Source organism: Paraburkholderia dipogonis (assembly GCF_042680985.1).
Classification (GTDB): Bacteria; Pseudomonadota; Gammaproteobacteria; order Burkholderiales; family Burkholderiaceae; genus Paraburkholderia; species Paraburkholderia phytofirmans.
Map to the genome: position 1 here is coordinate 1 of NZ_JBHUFR010000008.1, position 18267 is coordinate 18267.

General features: G+C 62.0%; 13 protein-coding genes. 6 read left to right on the forward strand and 7 right to left on the reverse strand.

The window, feature by feature from the left end:
• The 3 genes from ACFSNN_RS10030 to ACFSNN_RS10040 all read right to left on the reverse strand — a co-directional run.
• Positions 1–1137: MFS transporter (locus ACFSNN_RS10030; RefSeq protein WP_377779166.1), on the reverse strand; the 1137-nt coding region annotated here is incomplete at its 3' end.
• Positions 1138–1458: 321 nt separating this feature from the next.
• Complete coding sequence (locus ACFSNN_RS10035) at positions 1459–2133, reverse strand: antibiotic biosynthesis monooxygenase family protein (protein ID WP_134455963.1); 675 nt, start codon at positions 2131–2133, stop codon at positions 1459–1461.
• 187 nt (positions 2134–2320) lie between these two features.
• Positions 2321–2452 carry a hypothetical protein gene (locus ACFSNN_RS10040; protein ID WP_279631100.1) on the reverse strand — a complete coding sequence of 44 codons (132 nt, stop codon included), beginning with the start codon at positions 2450–2452 and terminating at the stop codon, positions 2321–2323.
• A 159-nt stretch (positions 2453–2611) separates the two neighbouring features.
• On the opposite strand from ACFSNN_RS10040, the gene ACFSNN_RS10045 reads away from it, so the two are divergent.
• A complete protein-coding gene (locus ACFSNN_RS10045) occupies positions 2612–3571 on the forward strand; it encodes a LysR family transcriptional regulator (RefSeq protein WP_134455964.1) in 960 nt (319 codons plus the stop codon).
• Positions 3572–3594: 23 nt separating this feature from the next.
• Here the strand turns inward: ACFSNN_RS10045 and mug are convergent, their stop codons facing one another.
• The gene (mug, locus tag ACFSNN_RS10050; protein ID WP_134455965.1) at positions 3595–4161 is read right to left on the reverse strand and encodes a G/U mismatch-specific DNA glycosylase; all 567 of its coding nucleotides are present in this window, start codon (positions 4159–4161) and stop codon (positions 3595–3597) included.
• A gap of 55 nt (positions 4162–4216) precedes the next feature.
• On the reverse strand, positions 4217–5242 hold the full coding sequence (locus ACFSNN_RS10055) for a GlxA family transcriptional regulator (RefSeq protein ID WP_134455966.1): 1026 nt from the start codon (positions 5240–5242) through the stop codon (positions 4217–4219).
• 545 nt (positions 5243–5787) lie between these two features.
• Between ACFSNN_RS10055 and ACFSNN_RS10060 the strand changes: the two genes are divergently transcribed.
• Both ACFSNN_RS10060 and ilvB read left to right on the forward strand, forming a co-directional pair.
• The gene (locus ACFSNN_RS10060) at positions 5788–8619 is read left to right on the forward strand and encodes a 2-oxoglutarate dehydrogenase E1 component (protein WP_166799219.1); all 2832 of its coding nucleotides are present in this window, start codon (positions 5788–5790) and stop codon (positions 8617–8619) included.
• A 315-nt stretch (positions 8620–8934) separates the two neighbouring features.
• Positions 8935–10800: a biosynthetic-type acetolactate synthase large subunit gene (ilvB, locus tag ACFSNN_RS10065; RefSeq protein WP_134455967.1), complete on the forward strand. Its 1866-nt coding sequence runs from the start codon at positions 8935–8937 to the stop codon at positions 10798–10800.
• A gap of 40 nt (positions 10801–10840) precedes the next feature.
• Here the strand turns inward: ilvB and bamA are convergent, their stop codons facing one another.
• Positions 10841–13150 carry an outer membrane protein assembly factor BamA gene (gene bamA, locus ACFSNN_RS10070; protein ID WP_208949460.1) on the reverse strand — a complete coding sequence of 770 codons (2310 nt, stop codon included), beginning with the start codon at positions 13148–13150 and terminating at the stop codon, positions 10841–10843.
• A 323-nt stretch (positions 13151–13473) separates the two neighbouring features.
• Here bamA and ACFSNN_RS10075 point away from each other — a divergent pair, with 323 nt between their 5' ends.
• The 3 genes from ACFSNN_RS10075 to ACFSNN_RS10085 all read left to right on the forward strand — a co-directional run bounded on the left by ACFSNN_RS10075 (position 13474) and on the right by ACFSNN_RS10085 (position 16530).
• Positions 13474–13665 (forward strand): hypothetical protein, encoded by a 192-nt coding sequence (locus tag ACFSNN_RS10075; RefSeq protein ID WP_134455968.1) that lies wholly within the window; start codon positions 13474–13476, stop codon positions 13663–13665.
• A complete protein-coding gene (locus ACFSNN_RS10080; RefSeq protein WP_134455969.1) occupies positions 13658–14062 on the forward strand; it encodes a hypothetical protein in 405 nt (134 codons plus the stop codon). The genes ACFSNN_RS10075 and ACFSNN_RS10080 overlap by 8 nt, the downstream gene beginning before the upstream one ends.
• A 182-nt stretch (positions 14063–14244) precedes the next feature.
• Entirely contained in the window at positions 14245–16530 is a 2286-nt protein-coding gene (locus ACFSNN_RS10085; protein WP_134458824.1) for an LPS-assembly protein LptD, read from the forward strand.
• 17 nt (positions 16531–16547) lie between these two features.
• Here ACFSNN_RS10085 and ACFSNN_RS10090 read toward each other — a convergent pair whose 3' ends face one another.
• The gene (locus tag ACFSNN_RS10090) at positions 16548–18155 is read right to left on the reverse strand and encodes a PqiB family protein (protein ID WP_134455970.1); all 1608 of its coding nucleotides are present in this window, start codon (positions 18153–18155) and stop codon (positions 16548–16550) included.
• Positions 18156–18267: the final 112 nt, after the last annotated feature.

Sequence of the window (18267 nt, forward strand, 5' to 3'; positions counted from 1 at the left end):
CGAGATCGCCATCAGGCAAAGTCCAATCGCCATGACCCAGCGGTGGTCGACCTGCCGCAGATTGAGCAGCGCGGCGGTCGCCGGGAGCGAAATCAGCAGGGGAATGGCCACCAGCAGAAACAGCGGCGTGGTTTGCAGCGGCCTGTAGCTGTGAATCTGCGCGAGATACTGGCCGGGTATGGCGGCGACACCGACCAGCAGCGTCACCGCGCCCACCAGGGTCAGCAGCCCATGCGCGAAGTTCCTGCGGGCAAGCAGCTGAAGTTTGAAAAACGGCAGCGGATGAAACCATTCGTTGATCAGGAACGCCACGAGCAGCAGTGTGCCGCCGCAAAACATGGTGGCGATAAACGTGGAGTTCAGCCAGTCGAGGCGATCACCCTGCAGCAGGCCGATCACGAGCATGGCGATGGCCGGATAACCGAGGAGAAATCCGGTCCAGTTGAATGAACGCAGCCGTTCGAGTCGGGTGGGATCCGCCGGCAGTCCTTTGTAGATTGCCACGCAGCTGATGAGTCCGAGCGGCACGATCTGCCAGAATGCCATTTGCCAGCCGACGTATTCCGTCCATAACGCGGCGAGCGGCGTGCCGAGCGCGGGTCCGAAGGTGGCGGTCAGTGCATAGCCCGCGAGCCCGTATAACTTGACCTTCGGGGGCAGGTAACGCAGCGCCACGATGATCAGCATCGGCGGCAGACATCCGCCGGCGACGCCCTGCAGCGCGCGCAATACATAGAGCGCCGGCAGGTTCGGTGCAAACGGGCAGAGCAATCCAAACACCATCACGGCGAGCACGGCGCCGATCGTGAAGCGCTTGAGCGTGAACGTCACGCCGAACCACGGCGCGAACACCATCGTGGCCACGTTCGTCGCCTCGAAGAGGGTGGTCAGCCATGTCCCGTCGTCACGTCCGATCGAGAACGCGCCGCGGATATCGGCGAGTGCGACCGCGGTGACCTGTTCATTCAATATGGCGAGCAGTGATGCCAGCAACATGCCGAGCAGGCCGATTGCCAGACGCAGCGGCAGTGTCGCTTCGCTCGGCGTTTGCTGTACTGGGGGCGCTGAAACCGGCGCCGACGATGGCGCGAACTTCACTTCTCCTGTTCCAGTTATCGGTGCGTTGACGGTGTTCATAAAAGTCCGGCTACCCGTGTTTAATGCGGCATTTCGTGGGGAAATCTCCGTGTCGCGCCCGGCGCTTGCAAAGCATTGCTGCCGCGCATTCGGTTGATGAAATTCTAGGAGTAGGCCCGGCTTTCTGAAAGCCGACACAGGTCGCGTATCAGGCCATTTCGTGCGCAAATCCGGCCAACGTCACTATCGTTATGAAGACAAGGACAACGCGCTCACCCCAGGCAATGAATCTGCTCTTTAGGCAGAACAGCTTTTCATCCGCCTGGGGCGGCGCGATCAATCGCCTTATTACGGGGATACCGATATCGCGTTACGGCCGGCTCACGCCTTGGGCTGCACCGCTGCAAAGTATTGAGGCGCCTCGCGGCGATCGAACATTCCGTACTCCCGGACAATGCGGATGTGCCGCAGGCGCACAGACTTGGGCAGGGTCGTATTGCGCTCGAAGGCTTCAGCGGCCGCGAGGTCGTCCCACGTCGCTACCGCGATCACGTCGCCGGGTGTCATCAACGCGTCGAATGTGTCCCAGGCGACGAGGCCGGGTGCCTTCGTATCGAGTCCAAGCGCCTCTGCAACCGCTTGCGCACCCGCCTGCCTGACCCAGTCCGGCGCGTGTTGCGCGTCGAGTAGCGTGACCGCCTTGCCAAGTCCCGTTTCGGTTGCATCGAGGCGTTGCTCGACCAGCGTCTGCCCGGCCGGTACGCGCGTATCGGCGACCGTCTGGCCAATGCGCAGGCGATAGTCGGCAAACACGCGGTCGCGCGCCGCCTGCTGCACCTTGTGATGGTTCGTCGTCACTCGCCAGCGTATTAGCGACTTCTCATCACGCCAGCTCGATAGCGAGAGCAGCCATCCCTGGCGTGTCAAACTCGCGTAACGGGTGTTGTCGACGAAACCGTCGATCGCTTCGAGTTCCGGACGCAGCATCTTGGCCATGCCGAGATAGGCGTCGAATTGTTCGGATAACGGATTGACTTCGAGCATTGCAGAAAACATGGATTCCTTGGTCTGGTTGGGGACGCCTGGTCGGCTGGCAGGACACGGAATCGCAGCGATGCAGTCGATTTATCATCAGGCGACTGTCGCGCGATGGCTGAGTTGATTGTCGGAGATGGACAGGGCTTGTTGAAGCACAAGCAGGCCGCGTATTGGGCCATTCAATGCGCGAATTCTGCCAGCCTCGTCACAGACAATCAGCCACCGCGCCGATCCGGAAAAAGTCATTTTCCGTCTGCTCAACAAAGCCAATGCCACTGAGATGGAATATCGCAAAGGCCGCTCTGGTCGCTGATTTAAAGCGTTCGATATCGGCCATTTGTAGTCTTCTTCGAGTCAAGCGCGCAAAGAGAGCGTCACCATGCAAGGCATGGCGTTTAAGATCGCGGCATCTTCCTGGCGTCCGATGATGCGACGTCCCCGTGACAAGCGCGCAGGTCTATCGGCAAGCTGCAAACACATTGAAGTTGGAATCGAAATGGACAGATTGCGCGAGATGGAGGTGTTCGTTGCCATCGTCGACGGAGGCAGTTTCACTAGCGCGTCGGACAAACTGGGCATGTCCGCTCCCGCGGTGTCGCGGGCGCTCACCTCGCTCGAAGCCCGTTTGGGCGCGCAACTGCTTGCGCGAACAACCCGTTCAGTCCGGCCAACGGAGGCGGGTATGTCGTACCTCGATGCCTGCCGGAAGGTGCTGGATGCCGTCACGGACGCCGAAGCCGATGTCGCGGCGTGTCAGGACAATCCGGTAGGCACACTAACCATTTCCGCGCCGGTGCTGTTTGGCCAGCGCTTCATCGCTCCGTTAATCGATGCGTATGCCCAGCGCTATCCGGACGTCAGCATCAACGCGGTGTATGTCGATCGCACCACGCGACTTCTCGAGGAGGGCGTGGATGTCGCCATACGCATCGGCCACCTGGGCGATTCGTCGATCTATGCCATTCCGTTGGGTTTTGTACGGCGTCGAACCTACGCGGCTCCCGCGTATCTCGCGGCGCATGGCGAACCCGTTCATCCACGGGAGCTTGCCGATCACCATTGCGTGTCACTCACCGGCGTGACGAATCCTCTCGAATGGACGTTTCATGAAAACGGTTCGCGGCTATCGGTCCGGGTTCAACCGCGAATGATCGTCAACCTGGCGCCCGCAGCCGTGATGGCCACCGTCGATCGCGTGGGAATCACGCAACTGTTTTCCTACCAGGCGGCCCCTGAGGTGCTCAATGGAACGCTGCTGCCGGTCTTGACGGCATTCGAGCCCGAGTCGACGCCAGTCAACCTGCTGCATGTGGAGCGGCGCGGCGCAAGCGGTAAGATTCGGGCCTTCGTGGAGTTTGTGACGGACACCTTGCGCAGAAACGTGCATCTTCAACAACACATGGAGACCGCGCTGGCTGTGAATGAGACTTCTGGAATCTTGCGTTCGGTGAAATAGGGTGTGCCGAGGGCGCGAGCCGTTCAAGCAGACCCCGTCGACCCGGCCGGCGCGACGGCAAGACGAAGTTCACGGTAGGCAGCCACCAGCGCATCGAGGCTGAACGAGCGGTTCAGGCCGCTCGGATTGGGCAGCACCCATGCGCGCGCGCCGCCGAATGTGGTGGGCTGCGGCCCCCACCCGATGTCGCGGCTGCCCGACATTGCACTGAGCGCCATCTTGCCGAGGAAGGCCACGCATTGCGGCGCATAGCCTTCGATCTTCCGCTCGAACCCGGCAGCGGCCGCTTTGAATTCCCATGAGGACAGTTGGTCCGCCCGCGCGGTGGGACGCGAGACTACCGTGGTGAGACCACAGCCGTACTGAAGAAGTGTGTAGTCGTCGTTGGGTCCGATCTGTTCGGGAGTAAAACCCGCCAGATGAATGGCCCGCCAGAACCGATTACCTCGACCGGCAAAATGGCGGCCCGTCGACGCCGCTTGCACGCCCGGATTGATACCGCAAAATACGACGGATAAACCCGGCTCAAGGAGATCAGGAAGAGATCGAAACAGATCGGCGCGAGTCACAGATGGTGTCAGTGTGTTCATTAGATGAAGTACATTCGAGGCGCCGCGTGGCAACCAGCCTGCGCAGATTCTCGACCTAGTCGACCATTTCCAGTTCCGCTGTTTCGACTTGCTCTTCCACGTCGGCCGATGTCCACTGCTTACCCACCGCGCCACGGAATCGCTGGCGATACTGTCTGGGCGTGACGTTGAGCCGCCGGAAGAACGTGGCTCGCATATGCGTGGCGCTGTGAAAACCGCAATTGAACGCCACGGTCTTCAGAGGCGCATCGGTTTCCTCGAGCAATTTCCTCGCGGTGTCGACGCGAACCTGTTCGACAAACGCCGAAGGCGTCACCTTCGCATACTTCGCGAATAACCGCGAGAAAGTACGGCGGCTGACCGACACGGCGCTGGCGAGCTGTTCGATCGACAACGCTTCGGTTATGTGCTCGGTCACGTAGCGGAGCACCTTGCCGACGATCGGATCCTGGTCCTTGCGCACTCCAACGTAAGGACTGTATTGAGATTGTCCGCCTTCGCGCTGGATGTAGACCACCAGACGTTTCGCAACCCGCACCGCCAGTTCGTGCCCCCAGTCTTCGGCGACGAGCGAAAGACACAGGTCGATGCCCGCCGTCACGCCGGCGGAGGTAAAGAGGCGTCCATCGCGGATAAAGATGCGGTCGGGCTGCACGGACGCCTGCGGAAACTCGTCGGCGAGGCGGCTTGCATCCGCCCAGTGCGTGGTCACTTCCTTGCCGTCGAGCAGGCCAGCGCGCGCGAGCACGAATGCGCCGTTGCAAACGGAACCGAACCGGCTTGCGCCACCCGCCTGATCTTGCAGCCACTTCAGAAACCTGGGCTGCGGCTGGACATTGGGCAAGCGCGGTCCGCCTGCCACTAGCAGCAAGTCGAATGGCGTGTCGAAGTCCGTATAGCCATGGGGAACCGTGAGTTGCATCCCGTTGGAGCAGGTTACGGTACCGGCTTCGTTTCCTACGAGCAAGACCTCGTATTTCTGATGCTCGGGCAAAAATGTGTTTGCTTCGGCGAATACGTCCAAAGGGCCAGCGACATCCAGCGCCTGCACATCATCGAGTACAACAATGGCGACTTTCATGGCGTGACCCTCGTTGCTAATTGCTGGCGTTCATGCCAGCGTCCCTCGCGCGGGCCGGTTGGCCCACCGTTCGCGATTCCGCGCGCATCCGGTGAGCGGCTTGCGCGCCGGCTCGCGACACAGGTGCCTCTTCGCTGCAGTGACTATAAGGGCGAAGCGCCACGGGATAAATGCGCTAGCCCGAAAATCACTTGTTACACCAGGTGGGGGTATTCAAACCGGGAAATACTGCTAGGGAGGCGCGTGGACACGCTCGTTGGCTATCGCGCATGGCGCCATCGGCTGCGTGGCCCAAATTTCACCTCCATTGGCCAGCGAAAGCGCCAACGATGCACACAGTCGCTGCGCCGACTACCTATTCTTGTTCTCATCAATGCGGCTGGGAACGTAAAGCCCGGGCGCACCAGAGAATCTGTCGCCGGCGCAATGCACGTCCGTCCCTAGCCCCTGGTTGCGCGCCGGACTCGCCACGATGAGGCTACAGCCGTCTCACACATGTCACGGTCGAGATTCAGACCATGACGCGAATGGAGGACAGATTCATCATGTTGATGGAAAAAATTCAAAGCTCTTTTCTGTTCGGGGGCAACGCGCCCTACGTCGAGGAGCAATACGAACTCTACCTGGCCGACCCGGCATCGGTCGCGGATGAGTGGCGCGCGTATTTCGATGCGTTGCGCGAAACTCCCGCTATCGACGGCAGCGACCGCGATGACGAGCCGCACGCGCCGGTCGTTTCCACCTTCGTCGATCTGGCCAGGCGCTCGCGCGCCACGCAGATCACGCTCGATGACGGCCTTGCGATCGCCAGAAAACAGGTGGCCGTGCAGTCGCTGATTGCCGCGTACCGAATGATCGGCACGCGCAAGGCGAACCTGGACCCACTGCTGTGGACGCCGCCGAAGGCTTCGATCGAACTCACGCCAGCGTTCTACGGCCTATCGGCAGCCGACATGTCCACGCGCTTCAGCACCGCCGACACGTTTCTTTTCGACGAAGACGCCACGCTGCAGGACATCGTCGCGGCGCTCGATCAGACTTACACGGGCACACTCGGCGCCGAGTTCATGCATCTGGCCGATGCCGGCGAGCGCCGCTGGTGGCAGATGCAACTCGAGTCGACCCGCGCGAAACCTTCGTTCCAGGTAGCGGAGAAACAACGCTTCCTCGAACGTCTGACGGCTGCTGAAGGACTGGAGAAGTACCTGCACACGCGCTATGTCGGGCAAAAGCGTTTCTCGCTGGAAGGCGGCGAATCGTTGATCGTATTGCTGGATGAACTCGTTCGCTACGGCGCATCGAAGAAGGTCGCCACGGTGGTGATGGGCATGGCGCACCGTGGGCGTTTGAATGTACTCGTGAACATTGTCGGCAAGCCTTTGCGCGCGCTCTTCGACGAGTTCGAGGGCAAGAGCGGCGACCCTCTGCCGGCCGGCGACGTCAAGTATCACAAGGGCTACAGCAGCGTCACGCAGACGGACGACGGGCCCGTCGAGGTCGTGCTTGCGTTCAATCCTTCGCACCTGGAAATCGTCAATCCGGTCGTACAGGGCATGGCTCGCGCCAAAGGAGACGCCTCGGACAAGGGCGACGGCAGCGACGTGCTGCCTGTCGAAATTCACGGCGATGCGGCAATGTCCGGGCAAGGCGTCGTAATGGAGACGTTGAGCCTGTCATACACGCGCGGACACGGCACGGGCGGAACCGTCCACGTGGTCGTGAACAATCAGATCGGCTTTACGACTTCTGATCCGCGCGATACGCGCTCGTCGTTCTACACCACCGATATCGCGAAGATGATCGAGGCGCCGGTTCTGCACGTCAACGCCGACGACCCGGAAGCAGTGGCCATGGCGGTGCGCCTCGCGCTCGACTATCGCACGACGTTCAGGCGCAGCGTGGTGATCGATCTCGTCTGTTTCCGCAGGCACGGGCATCAGGAACAGGACACGCCCGCTATCACGCAGCCTCTCATGTACCGCGCGATTGCCAGCCACCCGGGCGTGAGGACCGTGTATGCCCAACAGTTGATCAAGGAAGGCGTGGTGACGCCGGACCAGGTCAAGGATTACTTCGAAGCGCAGCGCGAAAGCCTAGAGCACGCGAGAGAGAGCAACGCGGTCGAGGCAGCCGTCCAGCCGGACGATATACCCGCATGGCCGAAGTTTCTCGAGGACTATGCCGGCCCGGTCCAGTATGGGCCTCCGTTGCCCGCTCAGGTGCGTGCGCTGGCGCAGCAGGTCTCGACCGTTCCGGAGGGTTATGAGCTGCATCCGCTGGTCGGCAAGATGATCGCCGCACGCCGCGAGATGGCCGCGGGAAACAAGCCGCTCGATTGGGGCATGGGCGAGCACATGGCATTCGCCTCGTTGCTGGGCGCCGGGATCGATGTCCGCCTGAGCGGTCAGGATAGCGCGCGGGGCACCTTCAATCACCGTCACGCCGTTCTGCATAACCAGACGCGCGCGAGCCGGTCGGAGGGCGTCTACATTCCGCTGGAGCATATCGGCGAGGGGCAAGGCCGGTTTACCGTGACGAACTCCATTCTGTCGGAGGCGGCCGTGCTGGCGTTCGAGTATGGCTACTCGACCGTGAATCGCGATGCGCTCGTCGTGTGGGAAGCGCAGTTCGGGGACTTCGCGAATGGTGCGCAGGTCGTGATCGATCAGTTCATCGCGGCGGGCGCCGCGAAGTGGGGGCAACGCAGCGGGTTGACGCTGTTCCTGCCGCATGGCCAGGACGGGCAGGGACCGGAACATGCGTCGGCGAGGCTCGAACGCTATCTGCAACTCTGCGCGCAGGACAACATGCGGGTAGTCCAACCGACCACGCCCGCGCAACTGTTCCACTTGCTGAGGATGCAAGCGGCTGTCTTCGATCGCCGGCCGCTCGTCGTGATGACGCCCAAGTCGCTGTTACGTCATCCGGAAGCCGTCAGCACGCTCGACGATCTGGCCACGGGTGCGTTCCGCGAGATTCTGGTGGATACGCAGGCCGAGGCGTCGCGGGCATCGAGTGTGGAGCGCGTGATCGTGTCTTCCGGCAAGGTCTATTTCGATCTGCTGGAACATCGCCGCACGTCGGGTGTTGCCGACACGCCGCTCATTCGCGTCGAACAGTTGTATCCGTTTCCGTCCCGGCAGCTCGCCGCGGAGTTCGCGCGCTATCCGAACCTGAAGACGGTGGTCTGGTGTCAGGAGGAGTCGCGCAACCAGGGCGCGTGGAGCTTCGTCGAACCGCAGTTGCGCGAGATCGTGCCTTCGGCCGCGCAACTGCGGTATGCGGGGCCGGCGGCTTCCGCGTCGACCGCGCCCGGTTACCACGCGGTCCACGCGGCGAGGCAGGCTGCGCTGATTTCGAGTGCATTCGGGGACTGACGGCGCGAGCGTAGTGCGGTGATGCCGGTGCATCACCGCCATGGCTCAAATCCGGCCTATCCTGGCCTGGATACACGCTCTTTTATGCGTGTGCGCAGCCTCGATCATTGTCAGAATGAACAAAGCCGTTTCTCACGATACTTCCAGACGCACATCAAAAAAGTGCTGAATGGGCTGCGCTTTGCACGGAGAACCCGTCGGAGCAATCGCCCATAAGCTGGTCAGGAACATACGCTGTTCTCGAGTTGGAAGGGAAATCGACCGTAGATTTTTGGCCGCTGATGTTCTCGGCGCCCGTTTCCATGCGAGCCAGCCATGACCCAAAACCCCAATGTTGCTTTAGACGCTCTCCTGAAACCGGCGGCTGCCGGCGAATCGATGTCGGGCGCCGACATCATCCTGCGCGTGCTCAGCGAACAGGGCGTCGATACCGTATTCGGCTATAGCGGCGGCGCCATTTTGCCGACGTACGACGCCGTGTTTCGTTTCAACGAAATGCACGCGCAAACGCCCGAGCGTCAGATCAAACTCGTCGTGCCCGCCAATGAACAGGCCGCCGGCTTCATGGCCGCCGGTTACGCGCGCGCGAGCGGAAAGGTCGGTGTCTTCATGGTGACGTCGGGCCCCGGCGCGACGAACGCGGTGACGCCGATCGCCGACTGCAACGGCGATTCGATCCCCGTCGTCCTCATATGCGGGCAGGTGCCTCGTGCCATGATCGGCACGGATGCTTTCCAGGAAGCGCCCGTCTTCAACATCATGTCGGCGTGCGCGAAGCAGGTGTTTCTTGTGACCGACCCGGTGAAGCTCGAACAGACGCTGCGGACCGCGTTCGAAGTCGCGCGCACCGGCCGTCCAGGTCCGGTCGTCGTGGATGTGCCCAAGGACATCCAGAACTGGACCGGCACTTACCAGGGGCAAGGTACGCTGGAGTTTAGAGGCTATTCCGACCGTCTTCGAATGGTGGCAAAAGGTGCTCGTCTCGACGAGGGCAAGCGCAGCGACTTTTTCGATCTGCTGGCGCAAAGCAAACGGCCGCTGCTGTATGCCGGCGGCGGCATTATCGCGGCCGGCGCGACCGCTGAGCTGCGCCGGTTTGCCGAGCGCTTTGGAATCCCCGTGGTGACCACCTTGATGGGTCTCGGCGCCATATCCGTGAAACACGAACTGGGCCTCGGCATGCTCGGTATGCACGGCGCTGCGTGTGCGAACTACGCGGTGGAGGACTGTGACTTCCTGATCGCGGTCGGCGCCCGCTTCGACGACCGGGTCGCCGGTGGCCGCCCTGACGCATTCGCGCCGAGAGCGCGGCATGTCGCGCATATCGACATCGACGAGGCGGAAATCAACAAGGTGAAACGGGCGCACTGGACGCACGTGGGCGACGCCAAAGAAACCTTGCTGTCGCTGATGAAACACGGCCCCGCCGTGCAACCACGTTTGGACTGGCTCGATCGTATCGAGGAACTGAAGCGAGTCTACGGTATGAACTACGACCGGAATAGTCCGGCAATTCAGCCGCAATTCGTCGTCGAAAAGCTCAGTGACCTGACCGGCGGGCGAGCTATCGTCACCACGGGCGTCGGCCAGCATCAGATGTGGGCTGCGCAATTTTTCGACTTCGTCGAGCCGCGCAGCTTCCTGACTTCGGGCAGCATGGGGACCATGGGTTTCGGGCTGCCCGCGGCTATCGGTGCTCAACTGGCGCGGCCGGATGCCCTTGTGATCGACATCGATGGCGACGGCAGCATCCGCATGAATATTGGCGACCTGGAAACGGCCACCACTTATGGCGTGCCGGTCAAGGTCCTGTTGCTGAACAATCTCGGTGACGGGATGATCCGGCAATGGCAGCGTCTCTTTTACGAGGGCCGCTTGTGCGTGAGCGACAAGTCGCTGCATCGCAAGGATTTTGTCATGGCGGCGCAGGCCGACGGGTTCGAGTTTGCGCGTCGCGTTGCAACCCTGAGCGAACTCGAGGGCCAGCTTAAGGCCTTCATCGAATTCGACGGACCGGCTTTCCTCGAAGTGATGGTCGACGAAAACGCCGATGTGTTTCCGATGGTGGGACCGGGGCAAAGCTACGCGAATATGGTCACCGGGCCGTTCATTCCGTCGCGGGCCGAGCCGGAAGCCAAAGGGAAGGACTCACCGCGTCAGGCGGCTGCGGATATGTTCTAGCCATACGTCGTGTGTGATTCTTGCGATCTTCCGCGCCCGCTCAGAACGACGTGCCAATCTGAAACTGGAACTTCTGATACTTGTCAGTCGCATGTTTGACGACTGGAAAGCCGAGTGACAACTTGAGCGGGCCGATCGGAGAAATCCATTCGAGACCCGCGCCATAGCTGTATCGCAAGCCGTTGGCGCCGGTGCTGTTGCCTTCGTCGCCCCAGACGTTGCCGGCGTCGAGGAAGGTGAATACACGCAGCGTCCGGTCCCAGCCGCTGCCCGGCAGCGGGAATGTCATCTCGACGTTGGCCACCACCATCCGCGAGCCGCCGATCGGGTCGCCGGTGGTCTTGTCGGTCGGCCCGAGCGAGCCGGCCTCGTAACCGCGCACCGAGCCAATGCCGCCCGCGTAGTAGTTCTTGAAGATCGGATAGGCCTTGCCGGCAAAACCATTGCCGTAACCGCCTTGCAGGTTCAGGCCAAGAATGAAGCCGCGCGCGAACGAGTAGTAGTACTGCGCCTGCACGTCTGCTTTGTAGTACTCGGTGCCGCCGGCCGGCGTGCCGACTTCGCCGTTGGTCTGGAGGAAGTAGCCGCGACTCGGCACGAGCGCGCTGTCGCGATTGTCGCGAGCCCAGCCAGTCGTCAGCGGCACGTTGTTCACCACGCGGCCGAATTCGGAGACGTAATCCAGATAGCTTTGCGGTGTGGAGGAATCCGTGTTGAGGCGGTTCTGTTCAAGCCCGACACCGAAATAAACCGTATCCGCTTCGGAAAACGGAATGCCGAATTTCAGATCCGCACCCATCGTGATGATGCGGAAGCTCGTGTCCGTGTAGTTGTAGAGCGGATAGCTGGTGCGGTAGTACACGTCGGTGATGCGCTTGATGCCGTCCACCGTGAAATACGGATCGGTTTGCGTCACCGTCAGCGTGCGGTAGGTCTTCGCGGTGTTCACGTTCACGGCCAGGCTCGTGCCCGAACCGAATACGTTGTCCTGTGAGACACCGGCTGAGAGCACCACCTTGTCCGTGGATGAGAAGCCCGCGCCCAATGTAATCGCACCAGTGGGTTTCTCGCTCACCTTGACGTCCACGTCGACCTGATCGGGCGAGCCTTCCACCGGTACGGTGGTGACGTCGACGTCGGTGAAATAGCCGAGACGGTTGACGCGGTCTTTCGAAAGCGTGAGACGGTTCGAATCGAACCACGAACTTTCGAGTTGACGCATTTCGCGGCGCACCACTTCATCACGCGTACGCGTGTTGCCGATTACGTTGATATGGCGCACATAGACGCGGCGGCTCGGGTCCACCTGCAGTGTCAGATCGACTGTATGGCGTTGCTGGTCGATCTTCGGCACCGCATTGACGGTGGCGAAAGCATAGCCATATTCGCCGAGCTTATCGACGATCGCCTTGGTGGTGGCCTGCAGTTTCTCGGCGGAAAAACGCTCACCGGCTTTGATATTCACGAGCTTTTTCAATTCGGCCTCGCGATCGAGCAGGTTGCCGGCAAGTCCGATCGACGCAATCGCATACGGCTCGCCTTCATGCAGCGTGACCGTGAGGTACATCTCCTTCTTGTCCGGCGTCAGCGACACCTGGGTCGACTCGATACTGAACTCCAGATAGCCGCGATTCAGGTAATACGAGCGCACGTGTTCCAGATCGCCAGTTAGTTTGTCTTTCGCGTACAGATCGTTCTTGGTGTACCAAGAGAACCAGTTCGGCGTGGATAATTGCATCTCGTCGCGCAATGTATCGCTGCTGAACGCCTGGTTGCCGATGAAGTTGATCTGGCGAATCTTCGCGCTCGGACCTTCGGCGACCGAGAACAGCACGGCCACCCGGTTGCGGTCGATCGGCGTGATCGTGGTGGTGACTTCGGCGGCGTAGTAACCGCGCGTCAGGTATTGGCGCTTGAGTTCCTGTTCGGCTTTATCGACCAGCGCCTTGTCGTAATAGCGGCCTTGCGACAACCCGACCGAACTGAGCGCCTTGGTCAGATTTTCCTTGTCGAACTCGTGAATGCCCGCGAAATCGATCGTGCCGACCGCGGGACGTTCCTGCACAGACACGACGACAGTATCGCCCTGCGTCGAGATCCGTACTTCGTTGAAGAAGCCCGTGGCATAGAGCGCGCGAATCGCCTCCGATGCCTTCTCGTCGCTGAACCTGTCACCTTGCTTGATGGGCAGATAGGCGAACAGCGTGCCGGGCTCGACGCGTTTCAATCCCTCGATGCGAATGTCCTGCACCACGAAAGCTTGCGCGGCGTGGACGGATCCGCTTGTCAGCGCGATACCGGCGAGCGAGAGCGCACCGGCTAGACGGCTCGTTAATACTTGAAGGTTCATCTTGGGTTTCAGTCCCGATGTATCGCACACCAACGCGCAAGAGAGCGATGCATTCGAAACGGCGTGCCTTGGCTCTGGAAAGCGCGAAGTATAGGGACGCGCGCGCCGCCGATCGTTACTGAAAACTTTCCGTCCATTAGGGTTGCTAACGTGCGCGCCGTGCTCGTTGGCCAGGCGTGTGCGGTTTGCGGGCGGTGCGTCGAAATAAAGCGTTACAGAACCCAAGGAAGCGTAGGGGGCGTGTAACCCAGCAGCCGGCGTGCGCTGCTATCGTCCATTGGTCGATTCCGCTACCTGCGAAACGCGTTTCTGGAGAAGCGATCATGATTGAATACTTTTCACCCGCGGTTCTCGCGGCGGTCCTGCGTGTCAGCTCGACGCCGGTCTTTTCGATCCATCTGGCTCTGGCCTCGCTGCTCGCTCCGCGTGAGGCATCCGGCAGCGCGCCGGCTACGGCGGACGGCACGGCCGTGAGCCGTGCAACGCCACGGCAGGAGGGCGCGGGCCGTGTCTGATGCGTCGACCTTCATGCTGGATTCGATTACCGACATGCAATTGACCGCGGACGGCCAATATCTGCTGATTCACGGTAATCAGCCTACGGCCGCGTTGCACCGGTCGGTGCTCAACGACTTGCTGGTCGCGTTGCCGAACGCCATCGAACACGCCGACCGTATGCTTCATAACGATCAGGAGATGGGTTTCGCGCTGCACTGCCAAGGCTGGGAAGTCGGCCGGCTCGACGGTATGGAGATGGTGGTGATCCGCTTCCGGCTATCCGGCAGCGCGGGCTTGTCGTTTTCGTTGCCGGCCGGGCAGATTCCGTACCTGCTGCAAGCGCTCGGCGGTGCGGCGGGCGTGAATGCGGCGGGCGCGAGCGAGTCCCGCTCGAACGACATGACGCTTCAGTAACGCCCGCTCGATGCACTCGGTCGCCTCGATCCACTCGCGCGTGACGCGGCTCGAACGGGCGCTTGCCCGGCTTTCTCTTCACCGCGCCGCATTGCTGCGTCCTTTATCCTTTCCGGGCATTACCTGATTTGATACTACGCCGTGTTTTTCAGCGTCTGCGTTTGCGGCCGCTCGTTCCTTTCGTGCTGTGCGCGGCGGGATGCGCGCCCCTTGCCGGTCACGCGCAACTGGCCGGCACCGCGGCAGCGCCCGAATCGCTCGACGGCATCTGGGGGCTGCGCCTCGCGCCGCAATTAAGCGAGCAACCCTTGCGGCCGGGCAACCAGCCCGTCACCTCGGCGATCGCCGATTCGATGACCACCACGCCCAGCACGGACGTTGCGTTGCGAGGACATGCGCAGTTGCGGCGCCCGGCGTCGGTCGTGGCGGGCGACGCGCTCTATTACGACGTCGATCGCGACAAGGCCGATGCTTATGGCCACGTGCACCTCGTCGACAACGGCAACGTGTTCGACGGCCCGGACGCGCATTTCTACGTGGAAGCGAACGAAGGCTATATCAGCGTGCTGAAGTACAGGTTTTATCTCAGCGGCGGATGGGGCAGCGCCGAGCGCGCGGATGTGCTCGACAACGAACGCACCGTTGTTCATCACGGCACGTACAGCACGTGTCAATGCGAGTCGGCGCCCGCGTGGTATCTGAAGGCATCCGAATTCGATATCGACAGCGGCAATGATGAAGGTATCGCCCACAACGGCGTGCTGTTTTTTCAGGGCGTGCCGCTGCTGGCTAGCCCGTGGCTGTCGTTTCCATTGTCGGGTGCCCGTCGCAGCGGTTTCCTGCCGCCGACGTTCTCGGTCAGTTCCACCAACGGCGTCGACGTCGCATTACCGTACTACTTCAATCTCGCGCCGAACTACGACCTCACGCTCACGCCACGCATCATGTCGCGCCGAGGCGAGATGCTGACGGCGGATTACCGCTATATCCAGCCGAACGATTCGGGAACGATGTCGCTCGCGTGGCTGCCGCACGATGCGATAACCGGCACACAACGCTATTCGATTGCGTTGAATCAGAACTGGAATCTCGGTTCGGGCCTGAGCGCCTATGTGAACTACAACCGCGTGTCGGACTCGACGGTATCGACCGATCTGGCGTCGGGCGTGGCTTTTCCGACCGGCTCCACTACGCTGTATCAGCAGGAGGCGGGCCTCAACTATACGAATGGGCCGTGGAGCGTGCTGGCTCGCGAGCAGCGCTGGCAGGCTTTCTCGAGCGACTCCACGTATAACCGCGAACCCCAGGTCAACGTGCGATATGCGCGCTATGACGTGGGTGGCTTCGACTTCGGCGCGGAAAGCGACGCGACGCGCTTCACGATCTCGTCTTCGGATATGACGCAAGGCAACCGCGTCGTGTTCAACCCTTACGTGAGCTATCCGATCGAACGGCCCGGCTGGTTCATCACGCCGAAGCTCGCGTGGCATTTCGCCGCCTACGATCTGACTTCGATCGGTACGGACGTGCCCGCCGGCGAGCCGAAATCGTTCAGCGTGAACGTGCCCACCTTCAGCCTCGACTCGGGCATGCGGTTCGAGCGCAGTGTGCGGCTCTTCGGACAATCGTACCTGCAGACGCTCGAACCGCGCCTCTTCTATGTGTACACGCCGTATCGCAACCAGGCGTTCGCGCCGCTGTTCGATACGGCGGCGGCCGATTTCGGGCTCACGGAACTGTTCATGCCGAACAGCTTCGTCGGCAACGACCGGGTGTCGGACGCCAATCGCGTCACCGCCGCACTGACCACGCGTTTTATCGATCCCGCGAGTGGCGACGAGCGCGCCCGCTTCATTCTCGCGGAGCAGTACGACTTCCGCACGCCGCGCGTGACCCTGGAAACCGGCGATGCGCTCAGCACGGTCGCTCGCACCGGTGTGATCGCGGGGGCGTCGTACAAGGTGGGTCCGGATTTCACGACCGAACAGGCGGTGGAGTACAGCCAGGCCAACCATTACCTCACGCACGCTGAAGCCGGCTTCGGCTGGGCGCCGGGCGCACGCCAGGTGTTGAACGTCGCGTACCGCTATACGCGTGCCAACAGTACGCTCGATTACCAGCCGGTCAATCAGTTCATCGTGTCGGAGCAGTGGCCGCTCGCGCACAACATGGTGAGCGTGGCGCGCGTGAATTACGACATGAGCACGCACCGCCTGATCGCGGGTTTGCTGGGACTTCAGTACGATGCGGATTGCTGGTCGTTGGGCGTGGCGTTCGAAAAGTACACCAACGCCACGAGTTCGACCACCTCGCCGAGCACGGGCACGCGTGTGCTGATGCAGCTTCAGCTGAAGGGTTTTTCACAGGTGGATAACGGCCTGCTCAACCAGTTTCGCGCGAACGTGCCGGGCTATACGCCGGCTTCGACGCTCAACGAGCCGACCTCGCGATTCAGCGACTATCCGTAAGCGAGCTATGGCTTGTCTCACGGTTTGCCGCGCACCAGCGACTCCGGATGGCGCTCCAGATAATCGGCCAGCGCGTTCAGCGATTGCAGCGTGCGGGTCAACTGTTGCAGCGCCTGATGCACATCCGACTGCATTGGCGAGTCGTGCTGCAACGCCGCCTCGGCCGAGCCGAAGGTTTGCCGCGCCGCGGCGAGTGTGTCGCGCGCCTGCGGCACGACTTCGTTGTTGAGCCGGTTGAACAGCGCGTCGGCGTTTTTAAGCGACGTGTTCAGATTCGAGCCAATCTGATCGAACGGAATCCGGTCGAGCTTCTTCGCGATGTCGGCCACCTGCGTCTGCAACGCGTCGAGCGTGTTTGGAATGGTCGGCAGCTGGATCGGCTCGTTAGTGGTGTCGAACTTGACGGGCGCGGCGTTGGGGAAGATGTCGAGCGCGATGTACAACTGGCCCGTCAGCAGGTTGCCGGTGCGCAATTGCCCACGCAAGCCGCGCTCGACGAGACGCCGCAGCAGTTCGTGGCTAGCCTCGGTACCCGCCTCGGGCATGGCAGCGCCGCGGGAGCGTCGGCGCAGGCGGTCGGGGTACAGATCCAGCGTCACCGGCATGACGAAGCGGCGCGCGTGCGGATCGTATTCGACGCCGATGTCCGTCACCTGGCCCAGCACGATGCCCCGGAAGTCGACCGTCGCGCCCACCGACAGTCCGCGCAGCGACTGACTGAAGATCATCACCGTGCGTACCCGTATGCCGTCCGGCGCGCGCATGGCGTCCACTTCGTCGGCGGCGAGCCAGAAGTGGGTTTTCTCCGCGGCCGGCGTGCCCATCGGCTGGCCGGGCGGCGTCTGGAAGGCGAGGCCGCCGACCAGAATCGCCGCGAGCGACTGCGTGTTGACGACGAAGCCGGTCGAATCGAGCCGCACGTCGACGCCGCTCGCATGCCACCAGCGCGAATTCGAGCCGACGTACTGGTCGTACGGCGCGGCGACGAACACCTGCATGGTCACGCCCGTGCCGTCCTTGTCGAGCGAAATGCCGTAGACCTGGCCCACCTGCACGCGCCGGTAGAAAATCGGCGAGCCGATGTCGATCGAGCCGAGCGAATCGCCGTGCAACGTGAAGCGGTGGCCTTTCTGATCCGCGGTGATGGGCGGCGGCGTCTCCAGCCCGACAAACTCGGTTCGAGTCTCCGTAGAGCGGCCGACATCCACGCCGATATACGCGCCCGAGAGCAGCGTGCCGATGCCCGACACGCCGGCGGCGCCCACGCGAGGGCGCACCACCCAGAAGCGGGTGTCCTTGACAGCGAACTTCTCTGCCTGCCTGGTGAGTTGCACGGCGATCTGCACGTGCGTGCGATCCTTCGACAGCGTGATCGACTTCACCGAACCGATTTCGACGTCCTTGTACTTGACCTGGGTCTTGCCGGGTTCGAGGCCTTCGGCGTTGTCGAAGACGAGCGTGATCGCCGGGCCGCGCTCCGTGGCCGCTCTGACGACCAGCGCGAGACCGATCAACGCCGCGATCAGCGGCACGACCCAGACGAGCGAGGGCAGCCAGCCGCGCCGCGGCACGATATCGGGATCGGGCAGATCGGGCGGCAAGGCGGGTCCTTGTGGGCTACTCATTGCTAGGTTCCGAAGCGTGGCTGGGCGCGGCCTGCCTGTCGCTCGCCGCGCGAGCCCGCAGGCGGGCGCGAATCGAATGGCAACGCCATGCTCACCGCTAGTTCCGGGGCGC

Coding starts and splice junctions, on each gene's coding strand:
- ACFSNN_RS10035 (WP_134455963.1), bottom strand. CDS start 2,133: ATGTTTTCTGCAATGCTCGAAGTCAATCCGTTATCCGAACAATTCGAC.
- ACFSNN_RS10040 (WP_279631100.1), bottom strand. CDS start 2,452: ATGGCCGATATCGAACGCTTTAAATCAGCGACCAGAGCGGCCTTTGCG.
- ACFSNN_RS10045 (WP_134455964.1), top strand. CDS start 2,612: ATGGACAGATTGCGCGAGATGGAGGTGTTCGTTGCCATCGTCGACGGA.
- mug (WP_134455965.1), bottom strand. CDS start 4,161: ATGAACACACTGACACCATCTGTGACTCGCGCCGATCTGTTTCGATCT.
- ACFSNN_RS10055 (WP_134455966.1), bottom strand. CDS start 5,242: ATGAAAGTCGCCATTGTTGTACTCGATGATGTGCAGGCGCTGGATGTC.
- ACFSNN_RS10060 (WP_166799219.1), top strand. CDS start 5,788: ATGTTGATGGAAAAAATTCAAAGCTCTTTTCTGTTCGGGGGCAACGCG.
- ilvB (WP_134455967.1), top strand. CDS start 8,935: ATGACCCAAAACCCCAATGTTGCTTTAGACGCTCTCCTGAAACCGGCG.
- bamA (WP_208949460.1), bottom strand. CDS start 13,150: ATGAACCTTCAAGTATTAACGAGCCGTCTAGCCGGTGCGCTCTCGCTC.
- ACFSNN_RS10075 (WP_134455968.1), top strand. CDS start 13,474: ATGATTGAATACTTTTCACCCGCGGTTCTCGCGGCGGTCCTGCGTGTC.
- ACFSNN_RS10090 (WP_134455970.1), bottom strand. CDS start 18,155: ATGAGTAGCCCACAAGGACCCGCCTTGCCGCCCGATCTGCCCGATCCC.